This is a genomic window from Phenylobacterium sp. (assembly GCF_037968635.1).
In the GTDB taxonomy this organism is placed as follows: Bacteria; Pseudomonadota; Alphaproteobacteria; order Caulobacterales; family Caulobacteraceae; genus Phenylobacterium.
Genome location: NZ_JBBKVV010000106.1, coordinates 1 through 20,053 on the forward strand (window position 1 = coordinate 1; position 20,053 = coordinate 20,053).

At 66.2% G+C, this 20,053-nt stretch carries 17 protein-coding genes and 1 pseudogene; 9 read left to right on the plus strand and 9 right to left on the minus strand.

Annotated elements, in window-relative coordinates:
- The first annotated feature begins 282 nt into the window (after nucleotides 1–282).
- The 5 genes from phnC to AAC997_RS12660 all read left to right on the plus strand — a co-directional run bounded on the left by phnC (nucleotide 283) and on the right by AAC997_RS12660 (nucleotide 5,386).
- Nucleotides 283–1,077, plus strand: coding sequence for a phosphonate ABC transporter ATP-binding protein (phnC, locus tag AAC997_RS12640; RefSeq protein WP_340646056.1), 795 nt, complete (start codon nucleotides 283–285; stop codon nucleotides 1,075–1,077).
- Entirely contained in the window at nucleotides 1,074–2,084 is a 1,011-nt protein-coding gene (phnD, locus tag AAC997_RS12645; protein ID WP_340646057.1) for a phosphate/phosphite/phosphonate ABC transporter substrate-binding protein, read from the plus strand. The genes phnC and phnD overlap by 4 nt, the downstream gene beginning before the upstream one ends.
- The gene (phnE, locus tag AAC997_RS12650) at nucleotides 2,084–2,896 is read left to right on the plus strand and encodes a phosphonate ABC transporter, permease protein PhnE (RefSeq protein WP_340646058.1); all 813 of its coding nucleotides are present in this window, start codon (nucleotides 2,084–2,086) and stop codon (nucleotides 2,894–2,896) included. The genes phnD and phnE overlap by 1 nt, the downstream gene beginning before the upstream one ends.
- A 160-nt stretch (nucleotides 2,897–3,056) precedes the next feature.
- A complete protein-coding gene (locus tag AAC997_RS12655; protein WP_340646059.1) occupies nucleotides 3,057–4,271 on the plus strand; it encodes a porin in 1,215 nt (404 codons plus the stop codon).
- Nucleotides 4,272–4,342: 71 nt separating this feature from the next.
- Entirely contained in the window at nucleotides 4,343–5,386 is a 1,044-nt protein-coding gene (locus AAC997_RS12660) for a substrate-binding domain-containing protein (protein ID WP_340646060.1), read from the plus strand.
- Between the two features lie 67 nt (nucleotides 5,387–5,453).
- Here AAC997_RS12660 and AAC997_RS12665 read toward each other — a convergent pair whose 3' ends face one another.
- The 3 genes and pseudogenes from AAC997_RS12665 to AAC997_RS12675 form a co-directional block, all read right to left on the minus strand.
- On the minus strand, nucleotides 5,454–6,551 hold the full coding sequence (locus tag AAC997_RS12665) for a glycosyltransferase family 1 protein (protein WP_340646097.1): 1,098 nt from the start codon (nucleotides 6,549–6,551) through the stop codon (nucleotides 5,454–5,456).
- A gap of 111 nt (nucleotides 6,552–6,662) precedes the next feature.
- A pseudogene (locus AAC997_RS12670) lies at nucleotides 6,663–6,857 on the minus strand (helix-turn-helix domain-containing protein); the annotation flags it as partial.
- 47 nt (nucleotides 6,858–6,904) lie between these two features.
- On the minus strand, nucleotides 6,905–7,717 hold the full coding sequence (locus AAC997_RS12675) for a UDP-2,3-diacylglucosamine diphosphatase (protein ID WP_340646061.1): 813 nt from the start codon (nucleotides 7,715–7,717) through the stop codon (nucleotides 6,905–6,907).
- A gap of 152 nt (nucleotides 7,718–7,869) precedes the next feature.
- Here AAC997_RS12675 and AAC997_RS12680 point away from each other — a divergent pair, with 152 nt between their 5' ends.
- Nucleotides 7,870–8,505 carry a helix-turn-helix domain-containing protein gene (locus tag AAC997_RS12680; protein WP_340646062.1) on the plus strand — a complete coding sequence of 212 codons (636 nt, stop codon included), beginning with the start codon at nucleotides 7,870–7,872 and terminating at the stop codon, nucleotides 8,503–8,505.
- Between the two features lie 8 nt (nucleotides 8,506–8,513).
- Here the strand turns inward: AAC997_RS12680 and AAC997_RS12685 are convergent, their stop codons facing one another.
- From AAC997_RS12685 to rfbB, 5 genes are all read right to left on the minus strand, one after another.
- Entirely contained in the window at nucleotides 8,514–8,660 is a 147-nt protein-coding gene (locus AAC997_RS12685) for a hypothetical protein (protein ID WP_340646063.1), read from the minus strand.
- Nucleotides 8,661–8,787: 127 nt separating this feature from the next.
- Nucleotides 8,788–10,533: a DUF885 family protein gene (locus tag AAC997_RS12690; RefSeq protein ID WP_340646064.1), complete on the minus strand. Its 1,746-nt coding sequence runs from the start codon at nucleotides 10,531–10,533 to the stop codon at nucleotides 8,788–8,790.
- A gap of 148 nt (nucleotides 10,534–10,681) precedes the next feature.
- Complete coding sequence (rfbA, locus tag AAC997_RS12695) at nucleotides 10,682–11,578, minus strand: glucose-1-phosphate thymidylyltransferase RfbA (RefSeq protein WP_340646065.1); 897 nt, start codon at nucleotides 11,576–11,578, stop codon at nucleotides 10,682–10,684.
- Nucleotides 11,575–12,474, minus strand: a complete 900-nt coding sequence (rfbD, locus tag AAC997_RS12700) for a dTDP-4-dehydrorhamnose reductase (RefSeq protein ID WP_340646066.1) — start codon at nucleotides 12,472–12,474, stop codon at nucleotides 11,575–11,577. The genes rfbA and rfbD overlap by 4 nt, the downstream gene beginning before the upstream one ends.
- Nucleotides 12,471–13,520: a dTDP-glucose 4,6-dehydratase gene (gene rfbB / locus AAC997_RS12705; RefSeq protein ID WP_340646067.1), complete on the minus strand. Its 1,050-nt coding sequence runs from the start codon at nucleotides 13,518–13,520 to the stop codon at nucleotides 12,471–12,473. Before rfbB ends, rfbD begins: the two co-directional genes overlap by 4 nt.
- Before the next feature lie 256 nt (nucleotides 13,521–13,776).
- On the opposite strand from rfbB, the gene AAC997_RS12710 reads away from it, so the two are divergent.
- Nucleotides 13,777–15,339 (plus strand): MATE family efflux transporter, encoded by a 1,563-nt coding sequence (locus AAC997_RS12710; RefSeq protein ID WP_340646068.1) that lies wholly within the window; start codon nucleotides 13,777–13,779, stop codon nucleotides 15,337–15,339.
- On the opposite strand, the gene AAC997_RS12715 is transcribed toward AAC997_RS12710, so the two are convergent.
- Nucleotides 15,336–16,553: a serine hydrolase domain-containing protein gene (locus AAC997_RS12715; protein ID WP_340646069.1), complete on the minus strand. Its 1,218-nt coding sequence runs from the start codon at nucleotides 16,551–16,553 to the stop codon at nucleotides 15,336–15,338. The two genes, AAC997_RS12710 and AAC997_RS12715, sit on opposite strands and share 4 nt — an antisense overlap.
- A 296-nt stretch (nucleotides 16,554–16,849) precedes the next feature.
- Here AAC997_RS12715 and AAC997_RS12720 point away from each other — a divergent pair, with 296 nt between their 5' ends.
- Both AAC997_RS12720 and AAC997_RS12725 read left to right on the plus strand, forming a co-directional pair.
- Complete coding sequence (locus tag AAC997_RS12720; RefSeq protein WP_340646070.1) at nucleotides 16,850–18,184, plus strand: acyl-CoA dehydrogenase family protein; 1,335 nt, start codon at nucleotides 16,850–16,852, stop codon at nucleotides 18,182–18,184.
- A gap of 127 nt (nucleotides 18,185–18,311) precedes the next feature.
- Entirely contained in the window at nucleotides 18,312–20,051 is a 1,740-nt protein-coding gene (locus AAC997_RS12725) for a class I adenylate-forming enzyme family protein (protein ID WP_340646071.1), read from the plus strand.
- Nucleotides 20,052–20,053: the final 2 nt, after the last annotated feature.

Genomic DNA, 20,053 nt, shown 5'->3' on the forward strand with positions numbered 1-20,053 from the left:
GCCTTCTACCAGGCGCTCGGCGGCCGGGTCGCCGGACGCTATGTCGATCCAGGACCGCTCTGGCGTTCGGAAAACCTGATCTTTGTCTGGGACGAAGTTTCCGACCTGATCTGAGCCGCTTCCCGCTGACTTTCGCAGGACATTCGACGACTTGTCGCGGCCGCTTGCATTATCGGACGCTAGACCGTAGGCCGCGCGACATGTCATGAAGCTGTGGCAAGGGGGGGCGATTACGGTTGTTCCGTCCTGTGCGCGCGCCGATCCGAGGAAGCCTCGCCATCTATGTCTGACGCCGCCGTTCTGTCCGTGCGGAACGCCTCGAAGAGCTTCGGTTCCAGGCGCGCCCTCGATTCCGTTTCATTGAATGTGAGCAAGGGCGAGATGATCGCTCTGATCGGGCCGTCCGGTTCGGGCAAGTCGACGCTGCTGCGCTCGATCAGCGGCCTGCAGACCATCGACAAGGGCGACGGCCGGATCGAGGCGTTCGGCGGTGTGGTGCAGTCCGAGGGCAAGATCAGCGGCAAGGTGCGCGACGCGCGCATCCGCATCGGCTTCATCTTCCAGCAGTTCAACCTGGTCGGCCGTCTGAGCCTGTTCTCGAACGTGGCGCTCGGCTCGCTCGGCCGGATCAACAAGGCGCGCGGCCTGTTTGGCCTCTGGCCGGCCGAGACCAAGACCGCGATCATGGCGGCCCTGGCCCGCGTTGGGGTGGCCGAGTATGCGGCTCAGCGCGCCAATACGCTGTCCGGCGGCCAGCAGCAGCGCGGCGCCATCGCCCGCGCCCTGGTCCAGAAGGCCAAGATCATCCTGGCCGACGAACCGGTCGCTTCGCTCGATCCGGTCTCGGCGCGCCGGGTCATGGAAATCCTGCGGAACCTGAACAAGGATGACGGCCTGACGGTCGTGGTCACCCTGCACCAGGTCGACTACGCCCTGCGCTATTGCGACCGGGTGGTGGCCTTGAAGGCCGGCAAGGTCGTCTATGACGGCCCAGCCGACGGCCTGGACCGCAAACAGCTCATCGATATCTACGGCCCGGAATTCGAAGACGTCTTCTGGGAAGGAGCCCCGAAATGATCCGTCGACACCTGCTGACCGCCTTTGGCGCCGCCCTGGCGCTGGCGCTCGGCGCCTGCAGCGGCGAGCCTGAGCAAAAGGCCGCCGGCGCCCCCAAGGAAATCACCTTCTCGATCCTGTCGGCCGAGAGCCAGCAATCGATGGCGCCGCTCTGGCAGCCGTTGCTGGACGACATGTCGGAATATACCGGCGTGAAGGTGAAGCCCTATTTCGCGACGAACTACACCTCGCTGATCGAGGCCATGCGTTTCAACCAGGTGCAGGTGGGCTGGTTCTCGGCCCTGCCGGCGCTGGAGGCGACGCGCCGCGCCGAGGGCCAGGTGCTGGGGCGAGTGGTCGATTCCGGGGGCATCGCCTCCTATGAATCGGTGCTGATCGTCCGCAAGGGCAGCGGCATCACGCTCGACGACGTGCTGAAGTGCGGCAAGCGCTACACGTTCGGCCTGGGCGACGCCAAGTCGACCTCGGGCACCTTGGCCCCGATGGCCTATCTGTTCACGCCCAAGGATATCGAGCCGGCCAAGTGCTTCAAGGCCGTGCGCTCGGCCAGCCACCAGGCCAACGTCTTCTCCGTGGCCAACGGCGTGCTGGACATCGCCACCAACAACACGGTCGGCCTGGTCTTCGCCGGCCGCGAGAACCCGCAGATCGCCGAGAAGATCGAGGTCATCTGGCGCTCGCCGCCGCTGCCCGAGTCCTCGATCGTCGCCCGCAAGGATCTCGATCCGGCGATCCGTGAGAAGATGCGCCAATTCTTCCTCACCTACGGCACCGGCACGGGACCGCGCGCCGACAAGCAGCGCGAAGTGCTCAAGGGCCTGGCCTATGGGGGCTTCCGTCCGGCCGACGACAGCTATCTCGACCCGATCCGCGAGATGGAGGCTTCCGAGGTGCTGGCCGACGCCAAGCGTGGCGGCGACGCCGCCAAGATCGCCAAGGCCCAGGCCGCGTTCGACGACATCCGCACCAAGGCCGCCCAGCGCCGCGCCGTCAATCCGGACGTCTGATGACCCTTACAGATTCCAAGATCGCGGGCGTTCCCCGGCCGCCGAGCCGCACCCTGGCGCAGCGGGCGCCAGACATCCTGGTCTGGGGTGGGGTGATCGCATTCCTGGCCATCAGCTTCGGCCCGGTGGAGATCAGTCGCCTGCCAATGCTGTTCTCCAATTCCGAGAACATGCAGCAGTTCGGCCGCGAACTGCTGCGCCCCGACTTCACCAACTGGAAGCTCTATGTCGCCCAGATGTGGCTGACGGTGCAGATCGCGCTCTGGGGCACGTGCCTGGCGGTGTTCCTGGCCATTCCCTTCGGCCTGGTCTGCGCACGCAACATCTCGCCGGTCTGGCTGCAGCAGCCGATGCGTCTGGCGATGAATCTGCTGCGCTCGATTCCTGACCTGGTGCTGGGCCTGTTGTTCATCGTGGCCGTGGGTCTCGGGCCCTTCGCCGGCGTCATGGCGCTGGCGCTGAACACTGGCGGCGTCCTGGCCAAACTCTTTTCCGAGGCCGTGGAGTCCATCGACCGTGGACCGGTCGAGGGCGTGCGCGCCACCGGCGCCACGCCGCTGCAGGAAGTGGTCTGGGGCGTTATCCCCCAGGTCGCGCCGTTGTGGAGCTCATATGCGCTCTACCGGTTTGAATCCAACTCCCGCTCGGCCACCGTTCTGGGCCTGATCGGGGCGGGCGGGATCGGCCAGACCCTGTTCGAATCCCTGAATGGATTCAACTATTCTCAGGTCGCCGCGATCGCCATCGTCATCGTCGTGGCGGTCACCTTGATCGACATGCTCAGCCAGACGATTCGCGCCCGCCTGCTGTAGAGCGCTCCGTCTACGGAGCGTGCGTCATAAAACTTGAGCCTGGCCGTCATCGTTTCGGCGTCAGACCGTCACGCAAGTTTGGCCGGAGCGTCACAGGACCTCGTTAAGCCGCCCCTAGCCTGAAGAGGCACGGGGATAAGCTCCACAAGGATCCGAAGATATGACGTTCAAGACCTCGCTCTGCGCCGGGGCGGCGCTCAGCGTCGCCATGTTGGCGGCCGGCGCCGCCAGCGCCCAAGACACCTCGACCGCCTGGAAGGGCGCGCCGCAGTGGACCAACGACACCCTGACCTTCAAGGTCCGCGGCCGCGTCTATGAAGACTTCGTGTCGCAATCGGTCGACCGCCAGACCGGCGCCGACTTCGACGCCAACGTGACCCGCCTGCGCACCGCCCGCCTGGGCGTTGAAGGCACCTGGAACGCCAACTGGGCCTACAAGGCCGAGGCCGCGATCTCCTCAGGCGGTGGTTCGACCCAATGGGAGGACCTGATCCTCGAGTACAAGCCCACCGACAACATCTCGATCCTGGCGGGTAACTTCAAGACCGTCGCCCTCGAGAACATCTCGTCGTCACGCTACATCACCTTCATGGAACGCGGCCCCTTCAACGACGTCCTCGACGTCGGGCGCGTGATGAATGTCCAGGTCAAGGCCAACGGCCAGAACTGGACTGCGGCGGTCGCCGTCTCGGGCGACTCCCTCAATGCCGCTGATCCCACCGCCACCGCCACCGGCGGCTCCGAGACCCTGGGTGTCAATGGCCGAGCGACCTTCACGCCCATCAATGAGGACACCCAAAAGCTGCACCTCGGCGCTTGGGCCCGCTACCGCGACCGCCAGGACCAGGCCAACTTCAACTACCAGGCCCGCAACAACACCAACTACGGAGCCCGCTATATCTCGACGGGCGCGGTGGGCGTTTCAGACCGCATGGTCGGCGTCGAAGGCCTCTACATCCACGGGCCGTTCTCGATCCAGGCCGAGTACGCCAGGGCCGATGTCGACCGCCTGGCCGGGCTCTCCAGCGACTTCCGCACCTACTATGTCGCAGGTTCGTTCTTCGTCACCGGCGACATGCGCAACCTGGACGTCAAGAAGGGTGAATTGGGCCGCACCAAAATCCTGAACCCCGTCACCAGCGGCGGATACGGGGCCCTGGAACTGGCTGTTCGTTACGACAATGTCGACCTGACCAACTTCAAGATTCCCGCCACGGCGGGCGAGTACACCGCCTGGACCGTGGGGGCCAACTGGTATCCCCACCCCTACGTCCGCTTCATGGCCAACTACAGCAAGTCCAAGAACGACAACGTCGCTGTCGGCGCCGACGTCGATGTGGACACCCTGCAGTTCCGCGCGCAGTTCGACTTCTAAGGCAACCCCTCGCGGGGCGGCCTCAGGGTCGCCCCGCATCCCTTTCGGAGATATCTCCCGTGAAGATCACCATGGCTAAGAAAGCCCTCCTGGCCTGCGCTGCGGCCTCCGCGACGCTGGCCTTCGGCGCCCCGGCCTTCGCCGCGCGCGACTACGTCTGGGCGGCAGGCTCCTCCACCGTCTTCCCCTTCTCCACCCGGGTGGCGGAGAACTACGCCAAGAAGACCGGCAAGAAGTCGCCGAAGATCGAGAGCCTGGGCACCGGCGGCGGCATCAAGCTGTTCTGCGGTGGGGTCGGCGACGCCTTCCCCGACATCGCCAACGCCTCGCGCCCGATGAAGAAGTCCGAGTTCGACGCCTGCGCCGCCAAGGGCGTGAAGGACATCATCCAGATCAAGATCGGCTTCGACGGCATCGTCGTGGCCACCGACAAGGATGGCGCCGACTACGCCTTCAAGACCGAGCACCTCTATCTCGGCCTGTCGGCCAATGTGCTGCGCCAGGGCAAGTTCGTGGCCAACCCCTACACGACCTGGGACGAGATCGGCGCCGGCCTGCCCGGCAACCGTATCCAGGTCTTTGGTCCGCCACCCACCTCCGGCACTCGTGACGCCTTCGTCGAGCTGGCCATCGAGGCTGGGGCCCGCAAGTACCCCACGGCCGAAGAACTGCGGTCGAACAATGAGAAGAAGTTCAAGGAAGTGGTCGACCCGCTCCGCAAGGATGGCTGGGTTGACGCCGGTGAGAACGATAACGCCATCGTCGGCACCCTGACGAAGACGCCGGGTTCGCTGGGCGTCTTTGGCTGGTCCTACCTCGAAGAGAACATGGACAAGATCAAGGGCGCCAGCGTCAACGGTGTGAAGCCTTCGGCCGGCTCCATCTCCGACGGCTCGTATCCTCTGGCCCGCTCGCTCTACATCTATGTGAAGAAGTCCCACATCGGCGTGACGCAAGGCCTCCAGGACTACGTCAACGAGTTCGTCTCCGACGCCGCCACCGGCCGCGGCGGCTATCTGCAAAGCCGCGGCTTGATCCCGCTGCCCGCTGGTCAGCACGCCGGCCAGCAGTCGGCCGCCGCCAAGCTTACCCCCATGGCGCGTCCGGCCTCCTGAGCCCCCTCAAACCGGCACGCCAAGAGCGCCGCGGTCCTTCGGGATCGCGGCGTTTTCTTTGTGTGGATCAGGCGGCTTCGGGGCGTCGACGCCGGACCCGCGCCAGTCGGCGCAGGCGGCGCCAGAAGCGGGTCTTCTCGGGCTCAGGATAGGGCTGCAGATTGCGCACGAAGTCCTCGGCGCAGGCGCGCCAGGAGAAGCCCTCGGCGAAGGCCCGCACGACCTTGCGGTCCAGCTTCAGGGCTTCGAGGCAGGCTTCACGCAGGCCCTCCGTGGCGCTGCCAGCCAGGACCCCGGCGTTGCTGCCCGGAATGATGTCGATGGGACCGGGCGCCGGATAGGCCGCCACCGGCGTGCCCGCGCCCATGGCTTCCAGGATCACCAGACCGAAGGTGTCGGTCAGCGAGGGGAAGACGAAGGCGTCGGCGCAGGCGAAGTGAGCGGCCAACTCCTCGCCCATCCTGAAGCCGCGGAACACCACCTCCGGGTACTTGGCCTTCAACTCCTCGGTCTGAGGGCCGTCGCCCACCACCACCTTGGTGCCGGGCAGGTCGAGGCAAAGGAAGGCCTCGATATTCTTCTCCACCGCCACCCGGCCAACCGACAGGAAGACGGGTCGGGCCAGGCCCTCATAGACGTCGGGGTCGCCCTCGCCGCGGGGATGGAAGGCCTCGGTGTCGACGCCCCGCGACCAGGCGGTGATGTTGCGGAAGCCGTGATGCTCCAACTCGTCGCGCATGGTGGGGGTGGCCACCATCAGCCGGCCCGACGGCTTGTGGAACCACTTCATGTAGGCGTAGCCGGCGGCCAGCGGGAGCGGCAGGCGGGCCGAGACATATTCCGGGAACCGCGTGTGGTAGCTTGTGGTGAAGGGCAGCTTCCATTCCACGCAGATGCGCCGCGCCGCCAGGCCCAGGGGGCCCTCGGTGGCGATGTGGATGGCTTCCGGTTCAAAGGCCTTGAAACGCTCCTGCACCGGCTCGTAGGTGCCCACAGCCACCTTGATCTCGGCATAGGTCGGCAGAGGGAAGGTCTTGAACTGGTCGGGGCTGATCACCTCGACCGAGTGACCCATCTCGCGCATCTCCTTGATGACCCGGGTCAGGGTCCGGACCACACCGTTGACCTGAGGCTCCCAGGCGTCGGTCACCACCATGATGCGCATGGGCTTGAGGCTGTCGCGCGGGGCGGTGATGGCGTCGCGGACCCGGGCGCGGGAGGGCCGGGGCGGGGTGAGCGCCTGGGTCTGCAGCCAGGCCCAGAAGGCACCCATCAGGGCTTCGCGGGTGGGGAAGTGGCGGTAGACGGTGCGCTCGCCGACCTTCGCCTCGGCGGCGATCTCGGCGAAGCTCAGCTCCTCCAACCCGCCGGACTCCAGTCGGGTGGCTACTGCGCGCAGGATCTGATCGTGAGTCTCGGCCTTCTGGCGATCGCGCAGATTGGAGACGTAGCGAGTTGGGGGCAGCGTCATGACAGCGGCACTGTCGTCAGTTCGGAGGGGCTGTCAAGAAAACGCCGTTACGCCGCGATGGCCGGCGTAGGGCGCAGGTCCGGCATCGTCCGGTCGATGGCCGACCAGGAACGGATCTTGGCCCACTCCAGGATTTCAAGCCGACCGTCGCTGTGCTCGACAAGCGCCGTGCAACTCTCCACCCAATCGCCGTCGTTGATATAGGCGATCCCGTCGATATCGCGCATCTCGGCCTTGTGGATGTGGCCACAGATCACGCCGTCGACCCCACGGCGCCGGGCTTCGTCCGCCACGGCGGCTTCGAAGTTCTCGACAAACTGCAGCGCGTTCTTCACTCGGGTCTTCAGGAAGGCCGAGAGGCTCCAATAGCCGAAGCCCAGCCGCCGGCGCACGCGGTTGAACATCGTATTGACCGCGATCAGAGCCCGGTAGGCGTAGTCGCCGACGAAGGCCAGCCAACGGGCATGCTGCACCACCCCGTCGAACTCATCGCCATGCAGCACCAGGAAGCGCTTGCCGTCGGCGGTCTCGTGGATGACATCGCGGGCCACCACCACGCCGCCGAAGTGCACCCCGATGAACTCTCTCGCGCCCTCGTCATGGTTGCCGGGGACATAGGTGACATTCACCCCCTTGCGGGCCATCCGCAGGACCTTCTGCACCACGTCGTTGTGGCTCTGCGGCCAGTGCCAGCCCGAGCGCAGTTTCCAGCCGTCAATGATGTCACCGACAAGGAAGAGATTGTCGCACTCGATGTGGCGGATGAAATCGAGCAGCAACTCCGCCTGACACCCCTTTGTCCCGAGGTGGACGTCGGAAATGAACACGGTGCGATAACGTCGGATTCCGAACTCGGACATCAAGGGCCTCTTGGCGAGCAACCAACGCCCGCCGGTTAGGCTGATTGCATGTCATTCTCATGAAACCGATCGTGCCTCTTTCGAAGCAGGGCCTTTGGGGGTAAGGGATTCCTCAGGCCGACCCTCCCCAGGTCACCCCAAATCAGGTCCCGATGGACGCCCGTACCTATCCTGCGAAGGAGACGCCGAAGTCCCGGCGGACCCGAGCACGCATCCTCGACGCCGCCATGCGGCTGTTCGCCGACGTCGGCTATCACGCCGCCACCAACGCCATGATCGCGGATGCCGCGAACCTGACGCGGGGCGCGATGCTCTACCATTTCGCGAGCCGCGAAGAATTGGTGGAGGCTGCGGTCACCTATATCGAGGTCGAGCGCGCCAGGCTGTTTGAACAGGCCGCCTCGGCGCCTGCCGCCCCCGGCGTGGACGCCTCGGAACATGCTATCGACGCTTACTGGGCGTTGCTGCACGAGGTTCCGTTCGTGGCCTTCGCGGAGCTGGAAACCGCCGCCCGCACCGAGCCCATGCTGCGGGTTCGCCTGGCCGCCGCTCAGAGCGCCTTCGATCGGGCCCAGGTCGGAGACCGGTTCCTGGCCCTGGCCCAGGCCGGCGAAGACCCCCGTTTCCAGACCAGCCGCGATCTGGGTCGTTTCCTGCTGGAAGGCTTGGCCAAGGGCGCAATGACCTATGACGAACAGGCACGCAAGGAGCGCCTGCTGACGGTGGTCAAGCGCGCCGTGCGGGTGTTGAACCGCAAGGGCGATGTGCAGGAACTTTGGCCCGACTAGGTTTGGGGCTAAAGGGTCGCGAGCAGGCCCACGAGGGCGATGGCCTTGATCGCCAAATACCAGAAGGCGACGTTCAGACCCAGGAAGCCCGCGATCAGGGCCACCCTGTAGAGGCGCGGTCGCCGCTGCACGGGGCCAAGAGAAGCTCCGGCCATACTCATTTCCTCCGCTGCTGCCTTTGGTTCGGGGGGAGACAGCTAAGCTTGAGTGTTGCGCCGATTCATCGTCGATGAAGCGGTGACGAAGTGTCGCCCCTCAAACGCCAGTCCAAAACAAAAAGTTTCATGGCGCGCGGGCTGTTTTCGCCCAGAGGCTGACGCGGGTTTCCAGCAGATCCAGGGGCAGCGGACCGGCCAACAGGACGGCGTCGTGGAAATGGCGGATATCAAACGTCTCGCCGAGTTCGGCCTGGGCCTTGGTCCGCAGCTGGACGATCTTCATCTCTCCGACCTTGTAGGCCACGGCCTGGCCCGGCCAGGAGACATAACGGGCCAGTTCCACCTCGATATTCAACGGCGATAAGGCGGAGTTGTCGGTGAAGCAGGACCGCGCCTGGTCCAGGCTCCAGCCCTTCCAGTGGATCCCCGTGTCAGCCACCAGCCGACAGGCGCGCCACATCTCGTAGGAGAGCCGCCCGAACCGCTCATAGGGATCCTGGTAGATGCCCATCTCTCCGCCCAGCTTCTCGGCGTAGAGCCCCCAGCCCTCCGTGAAGGCGGTGACCCCGGCGTTGCGGCGGAAGGTCGGAACGTCTCGCAATTCCTGAGCGAGGGCGATCTGCAGGTGGTGGCCCGGGACGGCCTCATGCAGAGTCAGGGCCGGCAGTTCGTAGAGCGGCCGTTGGTCCAGTTTGGCGGTATTGACCATGTAGCCGCCGGCCACGCCCTGCGCGGGGCTGCCGGAGAAATAGCGCCCGGTGGTGTAGTTGGCCTCGATGTCGGCGGGCACCGGGCGCACGCCATAGGTCAGACGTGGCAGGGTGGAGAACCAGCCCGGCAGCTTGTCGTCGATCCGCTTGGCGATACGCGAGGCCTTCTCCAGCAGATCCTCCCGCGAGGTCGCGTAGAACCGGGGATCGGTCCGCAGCATGGCCAGGAAGGCCTTGAAGTCGCCCGTGAACCCGGTGTCGACGATCACCCCGTCCATCTCCGCCCGGATACGGGCCACCTCAGCCAGGCCCGCGGCGTGAATCTCGTCGGGCGTCATTTTCGTCGTGGTGTGGTCGGCCACCAGCCAGCGGTAGTAGCGCTCGCCGTCCGGCAGGCTGCGGGCGGCCAGAGCCTTGCGGCTGGTGGGCAGGTATTCCGACTCAAGGAAGGTCACGAAGTCGCGTTGGGCGGGTCGCACCTTGTCGCGGACGATCGCCGTGGCCTGGGCCCTAAGCGTCGTCTGTTCCGCCGCCGGGATCGCGCTGGGCAAGATCTGGAACGGCGTCAGCAGAACGTCGCTCTCCACCGGCACGGCGACCATCTCCTTGGCGCGGGCCAGGACCTGGTCGTTGGTGCCGCGCGGCTGGGTGAAGCCGGCCTTTACGCCCCGGCGGGCGTTGGCGATGTTGGCGGCGTAGTAGGCCGGGATGGCGTTCAGCCGGTCGAGCCAGGCCCGGGCGTCGGCGCTCGACCGGATCGGGGTGGTGGCGGCCAAGTAGCCAAGGGTCTGGTGGAACCCACCGTCGGAATTGAACGGCATGCGGGCCTCGTCGAAGGCCAGGCTGTGGAGTTGACGATCCAGCGTCCAGGCCAGGAAGGCGCGGTTCAGGGTCGCCTCCTCTGACAGGCCGGTGGTGTCGATGCCGGAAAGCCGCATCTGGAAGGCCCTCAGCGCCTTGGTTCGCGCGGCGTCGGCGGCGGGCGTCACGTCAGGCAGACGCGACAGAGCCGCGCGGTCGCCCTCACCTCCCGCGGTGATCGGATCATCGGCGAGGGCATAGGCCTCGTACTCGGCCACCAGGGCGTTCAGGGGCACGTCGTCGGCCACGGCGGGGCCGGCGACCAGCAGCAGGGCCAGGGCGAACAGCAGGCGGCGCATGGGGATCATCCTTCCGACAGGCGGTCAGGCTGGCGCCGGGCGCGGCCCCTGCCAAGCCCTTGCGGCCGCTGGGCCGGCGATGAACTTCCTCGCCGTTCGGAGCGCCGTCGGCGGAGAGGGCGTCGCCCACCGCCGCGTCAGGAGTCGGCTACTCGGCGGGATCGTCGAAGCCCTGCGGCCGGTCGGCAAGCTGGCGCAGGTATTGGCCGTACTCGCTCTTGGCCAGCCGGTCGGCGAGCTTGAGCAGTTGGGCCCTGTCGATCCAGCCCTGATGGAACGCGATTTCCTCCAAGCACCCGATCCGCAGGCCCTGCCTCTGCTCGAAGGTTCGGATCAGTTCACCGGCCTGGATAAGACTGTCGTGGGTGCCGGCGTCTTCCCAGGCGAAGCCCCGCCCGAGCAGCTCGACGTGCAATTCTCCGGCCTCGAGGTAGATCTGGTTCAGGGCGGTGATCTCCAACTCGCCGCGCGCCGAGCGGGCGAGGGTCTTGGCGAAGGTCGAGGCGCGGCCGTCGTAGAAGTAGAGGCCGGTCACCGCATAGTTGGACTTCGGATGGGTGGGTTTCTCCTCGATGCCCAGGGCCCGGCCATCGGCGCCCAGCTCCACGACGCCATAGCGTTCGGGATCCTGCACCGTGTAGCCGAACACCGTGGCGCCCTGGGTGCGCGCGTCGGCCGAGCGCAGCATCTGGCTGAAGTTCTGGCCGAAGAAGATGTTGTCGCCGAGGATCATGACGCTGGGCTCGCCGCCCACGAAGTCTTCGCCCAGGATATAGGCCTCGGCCAGGCCGCCCGGCGTCGGCTGGACGATGTATTCAAACCGCACGCCGAGCTGGGAACCGTCGCCGAGCAGGCGCTGGAAGCCCATCTGGTCCTCCGGCGTGGTGATGATCAGGATCTCGCGCACGCCGGCCAACAGCAGGACCGACAGCGGATAGTAGATCATCGGCTTGTCGTAGACCGGCAGCAGCTGCTTGGAGACCGCCAGGGTCAGCGGGTGCAGGCGCGTACCGGAGCCTCCGGCCAGAATGATGCCGCGTCTCACGCGTTCACCGGGGCGGCGTTCAGATCTTCGATGGTGTCCTCCAGCGCCTCGCGCCACGGCCGCAGCGTCAGACCAAAGACGCCCTGGAGCTTCACCGTGTCCAGTTCGCAATTCAACGCCCGCCGCGCCGGAGTCGGGAAGGCGCTGGTGGGCACCGGCTGCATGGCCGGCAAGGTCTGGCCGGGTCGGGCCAATTCAAAGATCGCCTGGGCCATCTCGAAGCGTGTGGCGACCCCCCCATTGACCAGGTGCAGCAGGCCCCACTCCGGGGCGCCGGCCGGCAGACGCGACAGTCGCTGGGCCTGGCTGAGCGAGAAGCCCGCCACGTCGCCGCTGGCGGTGGGACAGGCGCGCTGATCGTCCACCACCTTCAGCAGGGGTTGGGTGGCGGCGAGCTTGAGCATCATCTGCAGGAAGTTCTGCCCGAAGGCGGAGAACAGCCACGAGACGCGGGCCACCAGGGCGCGGTCGCAGTACTCCAGCACCGCCTGCTCGCCGGCCAGCTTGGAGGCGCCATAGACATGCAGCGGGTTGGTGGCGTCGGTTTCGACATAGGCGCCGGCCTTCTCGCCGTCGAACACCATGTCGGTGGAGATGTGGATCAGGGGCACGCCACGCGCCTGGCAAGCCTTGGCCATGGCCTCCGGGCCCTTGGCGTTCACCGCATAGGCGAGATCGGCCTGGCTCTCGGCCTTGTCGACGGCGGCGTAGGCCGTGGCGTTGAACACCAGGTCGATGTCGGGCGTCTCGCCGATGGCCCGGGCCACGGCGTCGGCGTCGGTGACGTCAACGTCGGCGCGGGAAAGGGCCTTGATGGTCACCCCACCGCTGGAGCGGAGCAGCATCTCCCGGGCCAATTGCCCGGTGGCGCCGAACTGCAGGATCGTCGTGGTCATACGGTGGCGAGGCCCAGACGCTCGGACTCAAAGCCGCGCTCACGGATGGCTTCCCACCAGGCCCGGTTCTCGACGTACCAGCGCACGGTGTCCTCCAGGCCAGCGGCGAGATCGGTTCGAGGCGCCCAGCCCAGCTCATTGGCGAGCTTGGAGGCGTCAATGGAGTATCGGAAGTCGTGCCCGGGCCGGTCGGCGACAAAGCTGATCCGCTCGGCGTGCGGGACATTGGCCGGCGCCAGCCTGTCCAGGTGGGCGCAGAGGATCTTGATGACCTCGATGTTGCGCAGGTTGCTATCGCCACCCACGCAATAGGTCTCTCCCAGCCGGCCCTTCTGAAGCACGGTCAGCAAGGCGTCGGCGTGGTCGTCCACGTGCAGCCAGTCGCGCACCTGGCGGCCGTCGCCATAGACGGGGATCGTCTTGCCCTCCATGGCGCGCAGCACCACCGTGGGGATCAGCTTTTCGGGAAACTGGAAGGGGCCGTAGTTGTTGGCGCAGTTGGTGATCACCACCGGCAGGCCGAAGGTGCGGTTCCAGGCGCGCACCAGATGGTCGGCGCCAGCCTTGCTGGCCGAATAGGGCGAGTTGGGGTCGTAGGGAGTCTCTTCGGTGAAGGCGCCGCTCTCGCCCAAAGCCCCGAACACCTCGTCGGTGGAGACGTGGTGGAAGCGGAAGGCCGCCTTCCTGTCCGGTTCCAGGCTGAGCCAGTAGGCGCGCGCGGCCTCCAGCAGGACGGCCGTGCCCATGACGTTGGTGCGCACGAAATCCAGCGGCCCATCGATGGCCCGGTCGTTATGGCTTTCGGCCGCCAGATGCATCACCGCGTCGGGCTGGTGGCGGGCGAAGATCGCCTTCACCGCAGGCGCGTCGCAGATATCGGCCTCTTCGAAGGCATAGAGCGGTGAGGCCGAGACCTCGGCCACATTCTCCAGATTGGCCGAGTAGGCCAGGACGTCGAGGTTGACCACCTCGTGGCCGTCCGCCACGGCCCGTCTCACGACCGCCGACCCGATGAATCCGGCGCCGCCCGTAACAAGGATTTTCATGGAGTCTTTCGTAAGCGATGGCGGCGGTCTTGCCACGTCAATTCCCGCAGGACGTGCCTCTAACAGGAGATCGCGTCCGGCTCAAATCGTGTGGCGCGTGACGCTTTTTCGCAAGGGCCGTGCTTGAGGCGCCGGGATGGGGCGCCTACAGTCGGCTCAACTCGCTCCCTCGCATTTTCGGGGAACACGCCGCGCCTCCGCATTTTTCGGGGACCAGTCGAAGGCGGGCGGCGCGTGGCGCGCCTTGGGGATGGCTGTGGTTTCGAGTTCAGACGATGGGCCGGTTGCGGCCCCTGCCGGCGGTCCCCGGCCCGGCTTCCCGCCCGGCGGCCCCCGCGGGCGCGGCGGTCCTGACCTGACCACAGGCCCCATCGGAAAGACCCTGATCGTCTTCGCCCTGCCGGTGATGGGCTCCAATATCCTGCAGTCCCTGAACGGCTCGGCCAACGCAATCTGGGTGAGCCATGTCCTGGGCGAGGCGGCGCTCACCGCCACCTCCAACGCCAACATCCTGCTGTTCCTGATGCTGGGGGCGGCTTTTGGCGTCAGCATGGCGGCCAACCTGCTGATCGGTCAGTCGATCGGGGCCGGCGACAATGCGATGGTCAAGCGGGTGATCGGCACCGCCACGACCTTCTTCATCGTGCTTTCGATCTCTGTCGGGGCGGGGGGCTGGCTGCTCACGCCGGCGATCCTGCATGCCATGGGCACGCCGGCCGACGCCATCCAGGACGCCATCACCTATCTGCGGGTGATCTTCCTGGCCATGCCGTTCATGTACTTCTTCTCCTTCGTCATGATGGCGCAGCGCGCCACCGGCGACTCCCGGACGCCCTTCTATTTCTCGCTGTTCGCGGTGGGGTTGGACGTGATCCTGAACCCGCTGCTGATCACCGGCTTCGGGCCGGCGCCGAAGATGGGGATCGCCGGCTCTGCGACCGCCACCCTGGTCAGCCAGACCGCGACCCTGGCAGCCATGCTCGTCTATCTCTATCGGACCAACTCGGTCCTGGTGCTGCGCCGCCATGAGTGGACGCTACTTAAGCCCGAGTTCGAGATCCTGAAGACCATCGTGGTCAAGGGCATGCCCATGGCCTTCCAGATGCTGGTGATCTCCGGCTCTGCGGTGCTGATGATCAGCATGGTCAACACCTACGGCTCCAGTACGGCTGCGGCCTACGGGGCGGCGACCCAGCTCTGGACCTATGTGCAGATGCCAGCCATGGCGCTGGGGGCCGCGGTCTCTTCCATGGCCGCGCAGAACGTGGGTGCGGGGCGGATGGACCGCGTCGACCGGATCGCCTTGATCGGCTCGGCCTACGCCGCCCTGTTCAGCGCCGTTCCCGTCGTGCTGATCTATCTGGTGGAGCCGGTGATCCTGCATCTGTTCCTGCCGGTCGGCAGCCCCTCCCACGCCATCGCCATGCACCTCAACGCCTATGTGCTGTGGGGTTTCATCCCGTTCGGGGTGTCCTTCGTGCTGTCGGGGATCGTGCGGGCGACTGGATCGGTCTGGCCACCGCTGTTCGCCATGATCATCTCGCTGTGGGTCGTCCGGGTGCCGTTCGCCAAGCTGCTGATGCCGGTGATTGGCGCCGACGCCATCTGGTGGAGCTTCCCGCTCGGCAGCATCACCTCCTGCATCCTGGCGGCGGCCTGGTATCGTTGGGGGCCGTGGCGCAACGCCCGCCTGATGAAGTTCACCCCGCACGGCGACGCGCCCGACACCGGCATGAGCCTTCCCGGCGGCCTGGAGGAGAGCGAGGCCGCCGAGGCGGTGGCCGAGGCCGGCCAGCCGCTGGCGCCTTCGAAGGCTTAGGGTTCAACCAGGGCCGAGTAGACCAGGGTCCGCAACTCGCGGCGGATCGGATAGGCGCTGGATGGCAGCACCTGGGTCATGACCACCACCTGGATGTCCTCCACCGGATCGATCCAGAAGGCCGTCGAGGCCGCCCCGCCCCAGTAGTATTCGCCGGGGCTCGAGGTCAGCATGGCCTGCACCGGATCGAAGGTGACGGCGAAGCCCAGGCCAAACCCGACGCCGGCGTTGGTGGCCTCGGAGAACAGCGAACGCGACAGGGCCGTCAGGTCCTGGCCGCCGGGCAGGTGGTTGGACGCCATCAGCTTCAAGGTCTTGGGCGCGATCAGCCGCTGTCCGTCCAGCACACCGCCGTTCCCCAGCATCCGGCAGAAGGCCATGTAGTCCTTGGCCGTCGACACCAGGCCGCCACCGCCGGAGTGGAAGTTGGGCGCGGTGAGATAGGGGCTGGTCTCCGGGTCGTCCTGTAGCGTCAGGCCGCCGGCGGGGGTGGCGTTGTAGCAGGCGGCGAAGCGCGGCTTCTGGTCTTCACGCACGTGGAAGCCGGTGTCGGTCATCTTCAGCGGATCGAAGATGCGGGTCTGCAGGAACGTCTGGAACGGCATGCCTGAGATGCGCTCCACCAGAACGCCCAGCACGTCGGTGGAGATCGAGTAGTTCCAGGCCGCGCCCGGCGAGAATTCCAGGGGCAGCTTGGCCAGTTCGGCGACGAAGCCATCCATGTCGGCGCCATGGGTGTCGGCGATCTTCAGTCTGCGGTAGGCGGCGTCCACATTGCCGCGGTTCTGGAAGCCGTAGGTCAGGCCCGAGGTGTGGCGCAACAGGTCCACCATCTGCATGGGACGGGTAGGGGGCGTGGTCATGAACTGCGGGGTTATCCCGGCGGCGAAGACCCCCAGGTTCTTCCATTCGGGGATGAAGCGGCTGACCGGGTCGTCCAGGGCCACCAGGCCTTCTTCCACCAACATCATGAATGCGACGCTCGTGATCGGCTTGGTCATGGAGTAGATGCGGAAGACGGTGTCGGTGGCTACGGCCTTGCTGCGCTCGCGGTCGGCCTGGCCCAGCAAGGTCTCGTGAACCAGTTCGCCCCGCCGGCTGATCTGCACCTGGGCGCAGGGGATGCGGCCCGGTTCGATGTAGCGGGCCTGAAGGAACGCATCGAGCTTGCCGAGGCGTTCGCTGGAGAAGCCGAGTTTTTCGGGCCGGGTCATGGGGCGTTCCTTCATGCGGGGTACGGGCGCACCGTGCCCGCAGCGCCGCCCCGGTTTCAACATCAAGTTCGCCGAAGCCCGCCATGGATCGGCGCCCGCCAGGAGTGCGCCGCCAAGAATTTCGTGTGTTTGACGCAAAGGCGACGTTGCGTAAGCCGAACGGGCGTTTGATAATGGCGACCAGACCGGAGGCCTAAGGGCCTGTTGCGTCGCGGATTTTTGGTTTGGCGTCGCTCTACGCCATACCGGATTTAGGAAAATCAGCCCGCACTCAGCGGCGACATGGGAGGCCATAGATGGCTTGGGATTTTGAAACCGACCCGGAGTTCCAGAAGAAGCTGGACTGGATTGAGGACTTCATGCGCGAGGAGGTCGAACCTCTGAGCCACCTGGGCATGGCCGTTCACGGCCCGCTCGGCCGCGAGAAGTTCATCAAGCCGCTGCAGCAGAAGGTGAAGGACCAGGGCCTGTGGGCCTGCCACCTCGGCCCCGAACTGGGCGGCCAGGGCTTCGGCCAGTTGAAGCTGGGCCTGATGAACGAGAAGCTCGGCCGCAACGGCTTGGCGCCTACGGTCTTCGGCTGCCAGGCGCCCGATACCGGCAACGCCGAGATCATCGCCCACTACGGCACCGACAAGCAGAAGGAGCAGTATCTCTGGCCGCTCCTGAACGGCGACATCCGTTCGGCCTTCTCGATGTCCGAGCCGACCGGCGGTTCCGACCCGTTGACCTTCAAGACCCGCGCGGTCCTGGACGGCAATGAATGGGTGATCAACGGCGAGAAGTGGTTCTCCACCAACGCCCGCTTCTCCAAGGTTCTGGTGCTCTACGCGGTCACCGATCCCGACGCGAAGGACCCGTATCGCCGCACCTCGATCTTCCTGGTGCCCACCGACACCCCCGGCGTCGAGATCATCCGTAATGTCGGCGTCGGCGGTGGCGGCGAGATCGGCGGCGGCACCGAGGGCTATGTCCGCTACACCAACGTGCGCGTCCCCTATGACGCTCTGCTGGGCGAGCGTGGCGCGGCCTTCGTCATCGCCCAGGTCCGCCTGGGCGGCGGCCGGGTTCACCACGCCATGCGCACGGTGGGGTCCTGCAAGCACGCCCTGGATCTGATGTGCCAACGCGCCGCCTCGCGGAACACCCGTGACGGCAAGCTGGCCGATCTGCAGATGGTGCAGGCCGACATCGCCGACAGCTGGATCGCTCTGGAAAGCTTCCGCCTGCTGGTGCTGCGGACCGCCTGGCTGATCGACAAGCACAAGGACTACAACCTGGTGCGCAAGGACATCGCGGCCATCAAGGTCCTGATGCCCAAGGTCTATAACGACATCGCCACCAAGGCCGCCCACCTGCACGGCGCGCTCGGCGTCTCCAACGAAATGCCCTTCATGCACATGGTCACCAGCTCGCTGGTGATGGGCATCGCGGACGGCCCCACCGAGGTCCACAAGGTGACCTTGGCCAAGCAGGTCCTGAAGGACTACACGCCCGACAACGACCTGTTCCCGAAGTACCACATCCCGCGCCTCCGCGAGGACGCCCAGGAAAAGTACGCCGACCAACTGGCCGACCTGAAAAAGGGTTACGAGGCGCTCCGCGGCGCCAAGGAAGCCGAGAAGGCCTAAAGCCGATCGAGGCCCTTTCCGGTTTCGGAAAGGCGCGACACTGTGGGGGCGGTTCCTTAGCGGGGACCGCCCTTCGCACATCCAGACATTTCAAACCCTCCCCATTTCGAAGACCCCGAGGATTTCCATGACCGACGCCCCCGCCTGGCCCGTGATGTCCATCGACCAGGCCCATGCCCAGCTGACGGCGCCGGGGCAGCGGTTCGAGATGGAAGAAAAGGTCATCCGGGGCGTGCGCACCCGCACCTGGAAGAATGCGCCGCCGACCCTGCGCGATGTCTTCCTCAGCGGGAGAACGTTCGGCGAGCGCGAGTTCCTGATCAACGAGGACGAACGGGTGACCTATGAGGCCTATGCGCGGGCGACGATCACCCTCGCTCACCGGTTGGCCGCCGACGGCGTGAAGAAGGGCGACCGGGTCGCGGTCATCATGCGCAACCTGCCCGAATGGCCGGTGACCTTCTGGGCCGGGATCCTGCTGGGCGCCATCGTCACTCCGTTGAACGCCTGGTGGACGGGGGCCGAACTCGAATATGGCCTGGCCGATTCCGGGACCAGGGTGGCCTTCGTCGACGACGAGCGGCTGGAGCGTCTGGCCGGCCATCTCGAGAACCTGCCCGATCTGGAGCGTGTCTATGTCTCCAGGCTGTCGGAGGCCCCCGGTCGCGCCAAGGTCAGCCGCCTGGAGGACGTGATCGGCAAGCCCAACGACTGGGTCAGGCTGACCGACCGACCCCTGCCCGACGTGACGATCGAACCCGAGGACGACGCCACCATCCTCTACACCTCCGGGACGACCGGCAAGCCTAAGGGGGCCCTGGGCACCCACCGCAACATGACGTCGAACATCATGGCCAGCGGCATCTCGGCCACGCGCAACTTCCTGCGGGCGGGCGATCCGCTGCCGGAAAGCGATCCGCACAAGCTGCCCCAGCGGGTGTCCTTGCTGGTGGTGCCGATGTTCCACGCCACGGGCCTGTCGGCGAACATGAGCCCCAGCATGAACGCCGGGGGCAAGATCGTGATGATGCGCCGCTGGGAGCCCGAGGCGGCCATGAAGCTGATCGAGGCCGAGAAGGTCAGCTCCACGGGCGGCGTCCCCACCATCGCCTGGCAACTGATCGAGCACCCGGCGCGGGCCAAGTACGACCTGTCGTCCCTGGTGGCGGTCTCCTATGGCGGCGCCCCCTCGGCGCCGGAGCTCGTGCGCAAGATCGTCGAGGTGTTCCCGGCCTCTCAGCCCGGCAATGGCTGGGGCATGACGGAGACGACGGCCACCTTCACCAGCCACCTGGGCAAGGACTATTCGGTTCGCCCCGACAGCGCCGGGCCCGCCGCTCCGGTGGGCGAGATGCAGATCCGCGACCCCGCCGACGGTCTCACCATCTTGCCGGAAGGCGCGGTGGGCGAGCTCTGGGTCAAGGGGCCGCAGGTGGTGAAACTCTACTGGAACAAGCCGGAGGCCACGGCCGAAACCTTCGTCGACGGTTGGCTGCGCACCGGCGACCTGGCGCGAATTGACGAGGAAGGTTTCCTGTTCATCATCGACCGCGCCAAGGACATGCTCATTCGCGGCGGCGAAAACATCTACTGTGTCGAAGTCGAAAATGTTTTGTATGACCATTCCGACGTGATGGACGCGGCTCTTGTCGGCGTTCCGCACAAGACGCTCGGTGAGGAACCGGCGGCCATCGTGCATCTGAAACCCGGGGGGACGGCGACCGAAGCCGAACTGCGGGCCTGGGTGCGCGAGCGGCTGGCGGGGTTCAAGGTCCCGGTGAAGGTCGTGTTCTGGCCCGAAACCCTGCCTCGGAACGCCAATGGCAAGATCCTCAAGACCGAGCTGAAAAAGGTGTTTGAGGAGTAGGC

What these genes read in the sequence shown, in the direction of transcription:
- phnC (WP_340646056.1), top strand. Translation starts at nt 283, where the DNA reads ATGTCTGACGCCGCCGTTCTGTCCGTGCGGAACGCCTCGAAGAGCTTC.
- phnD (WP_340646057.1), top strand. Translation starts at nt 1,074, where the DNA reads ATGATCCGTCGACACCTGCTGACCGCCTTTGGCGCCGCCCTGGCGCTG.
- phnE (WP_340646058.1), top strand. Translation starts at nt 2,084, where the DNA reads ATGACCCTTACAGATTCCAAGATCGCGGGCGTTCCCCGGCCGCCGAGC.
- AAC997_RS12655 (WP_340646059.1), top strand. Translation starts at nt 3,057, where the DNA reads ATGACGTTCAAGACCTCGCTCTGCGCCGGGGCGGCGCTCAGCGTCGCC.
- AAC997_RS12660 (WP_340646060.1), top strand. Translation starts at nt 4,343, where the DNA reads ATGGCTAAGAAAGCCCTCCTGGCCTGCGCTGCGGCCTCCGCGACGCTG.
- AAC997_RS12665 (WP_340646097.1), bottom strand. Translation starts at nt 6,551, where the DNA reads ATGCGCATCATGGTGGTGACCGACGCCTGGGAGCCTCAGGTCAACGGT.
- AAC997_RS12675 (WP_340646061.1), bottom strand. Translation starts at nt 7,717, where the DNA reads ATGTCCGAGTTCGGAATCCGACGTTATCGCACCGTGTTCATTTCCGAC.
- AAC997_RS12680 (WP_340646062.1), top strand. Translation starts at nt 7,870, where the DNA reads ATGGACGCCCGTACCTATCCTGCGAAGGAGACGCCGAAGTCCCGGCGG.
- AAC997_RS12685 (WP_340646063.1), bottom strand. Translation starts at nt 8,660, where the DNA reads ATGGCCGGAGCTTCTCTTGGCCCCGTGCAGCGGCGACCGCGCCTCTAC.
- AAC997_RS12690 (WP_340646064.1), bottom strand. Translation starts at nt 10,533, where the DNA reads ATGCGCCGCCTGCTGTTCGCCCTGGCCCTGCTGCTGGTCGCCGGCCCC.
- rfbD (WP_340646066.1), bottom strand. Translation starts at nt 12,474, where the DNA reads ATGACCACGACGATCCTGCAGTTCGGCGCCACCGGGCAATTGGCCCGG.
- rfbB (WP_340646067.1), bottom strand. Translation starts at nt 13,520, where the DNA reads ATGAAAATCCTTGTTACGGGCGGCGCCGGATTCATCGGGTCGGCGGTC.
- AAC997_RS12715 (WP_340646069.1), bottom strand. Translation starts at nt 16,553, where the DNA reads ATGACCCGGCCCGAAAAACTCGGCTTCTCCAGCGAACGCCTCGGCAAG.
- AAC997_RS12720 (WP_340646070.1), top strand. Translation starts at nt 16,850, where the DNA reads ATGGCTTGGGATTTTGAAACCGACCCGGAGTTCCAGAAGAAGCTGGAC.
- AAC997_RS12725 (WP_340646071.1), top strand. Translation starts at nt 18,312, where the DNA reads ATGACCGACGCCCCCGCCTGGCCCGTGATGTCCATCGACCAGGCCCAT.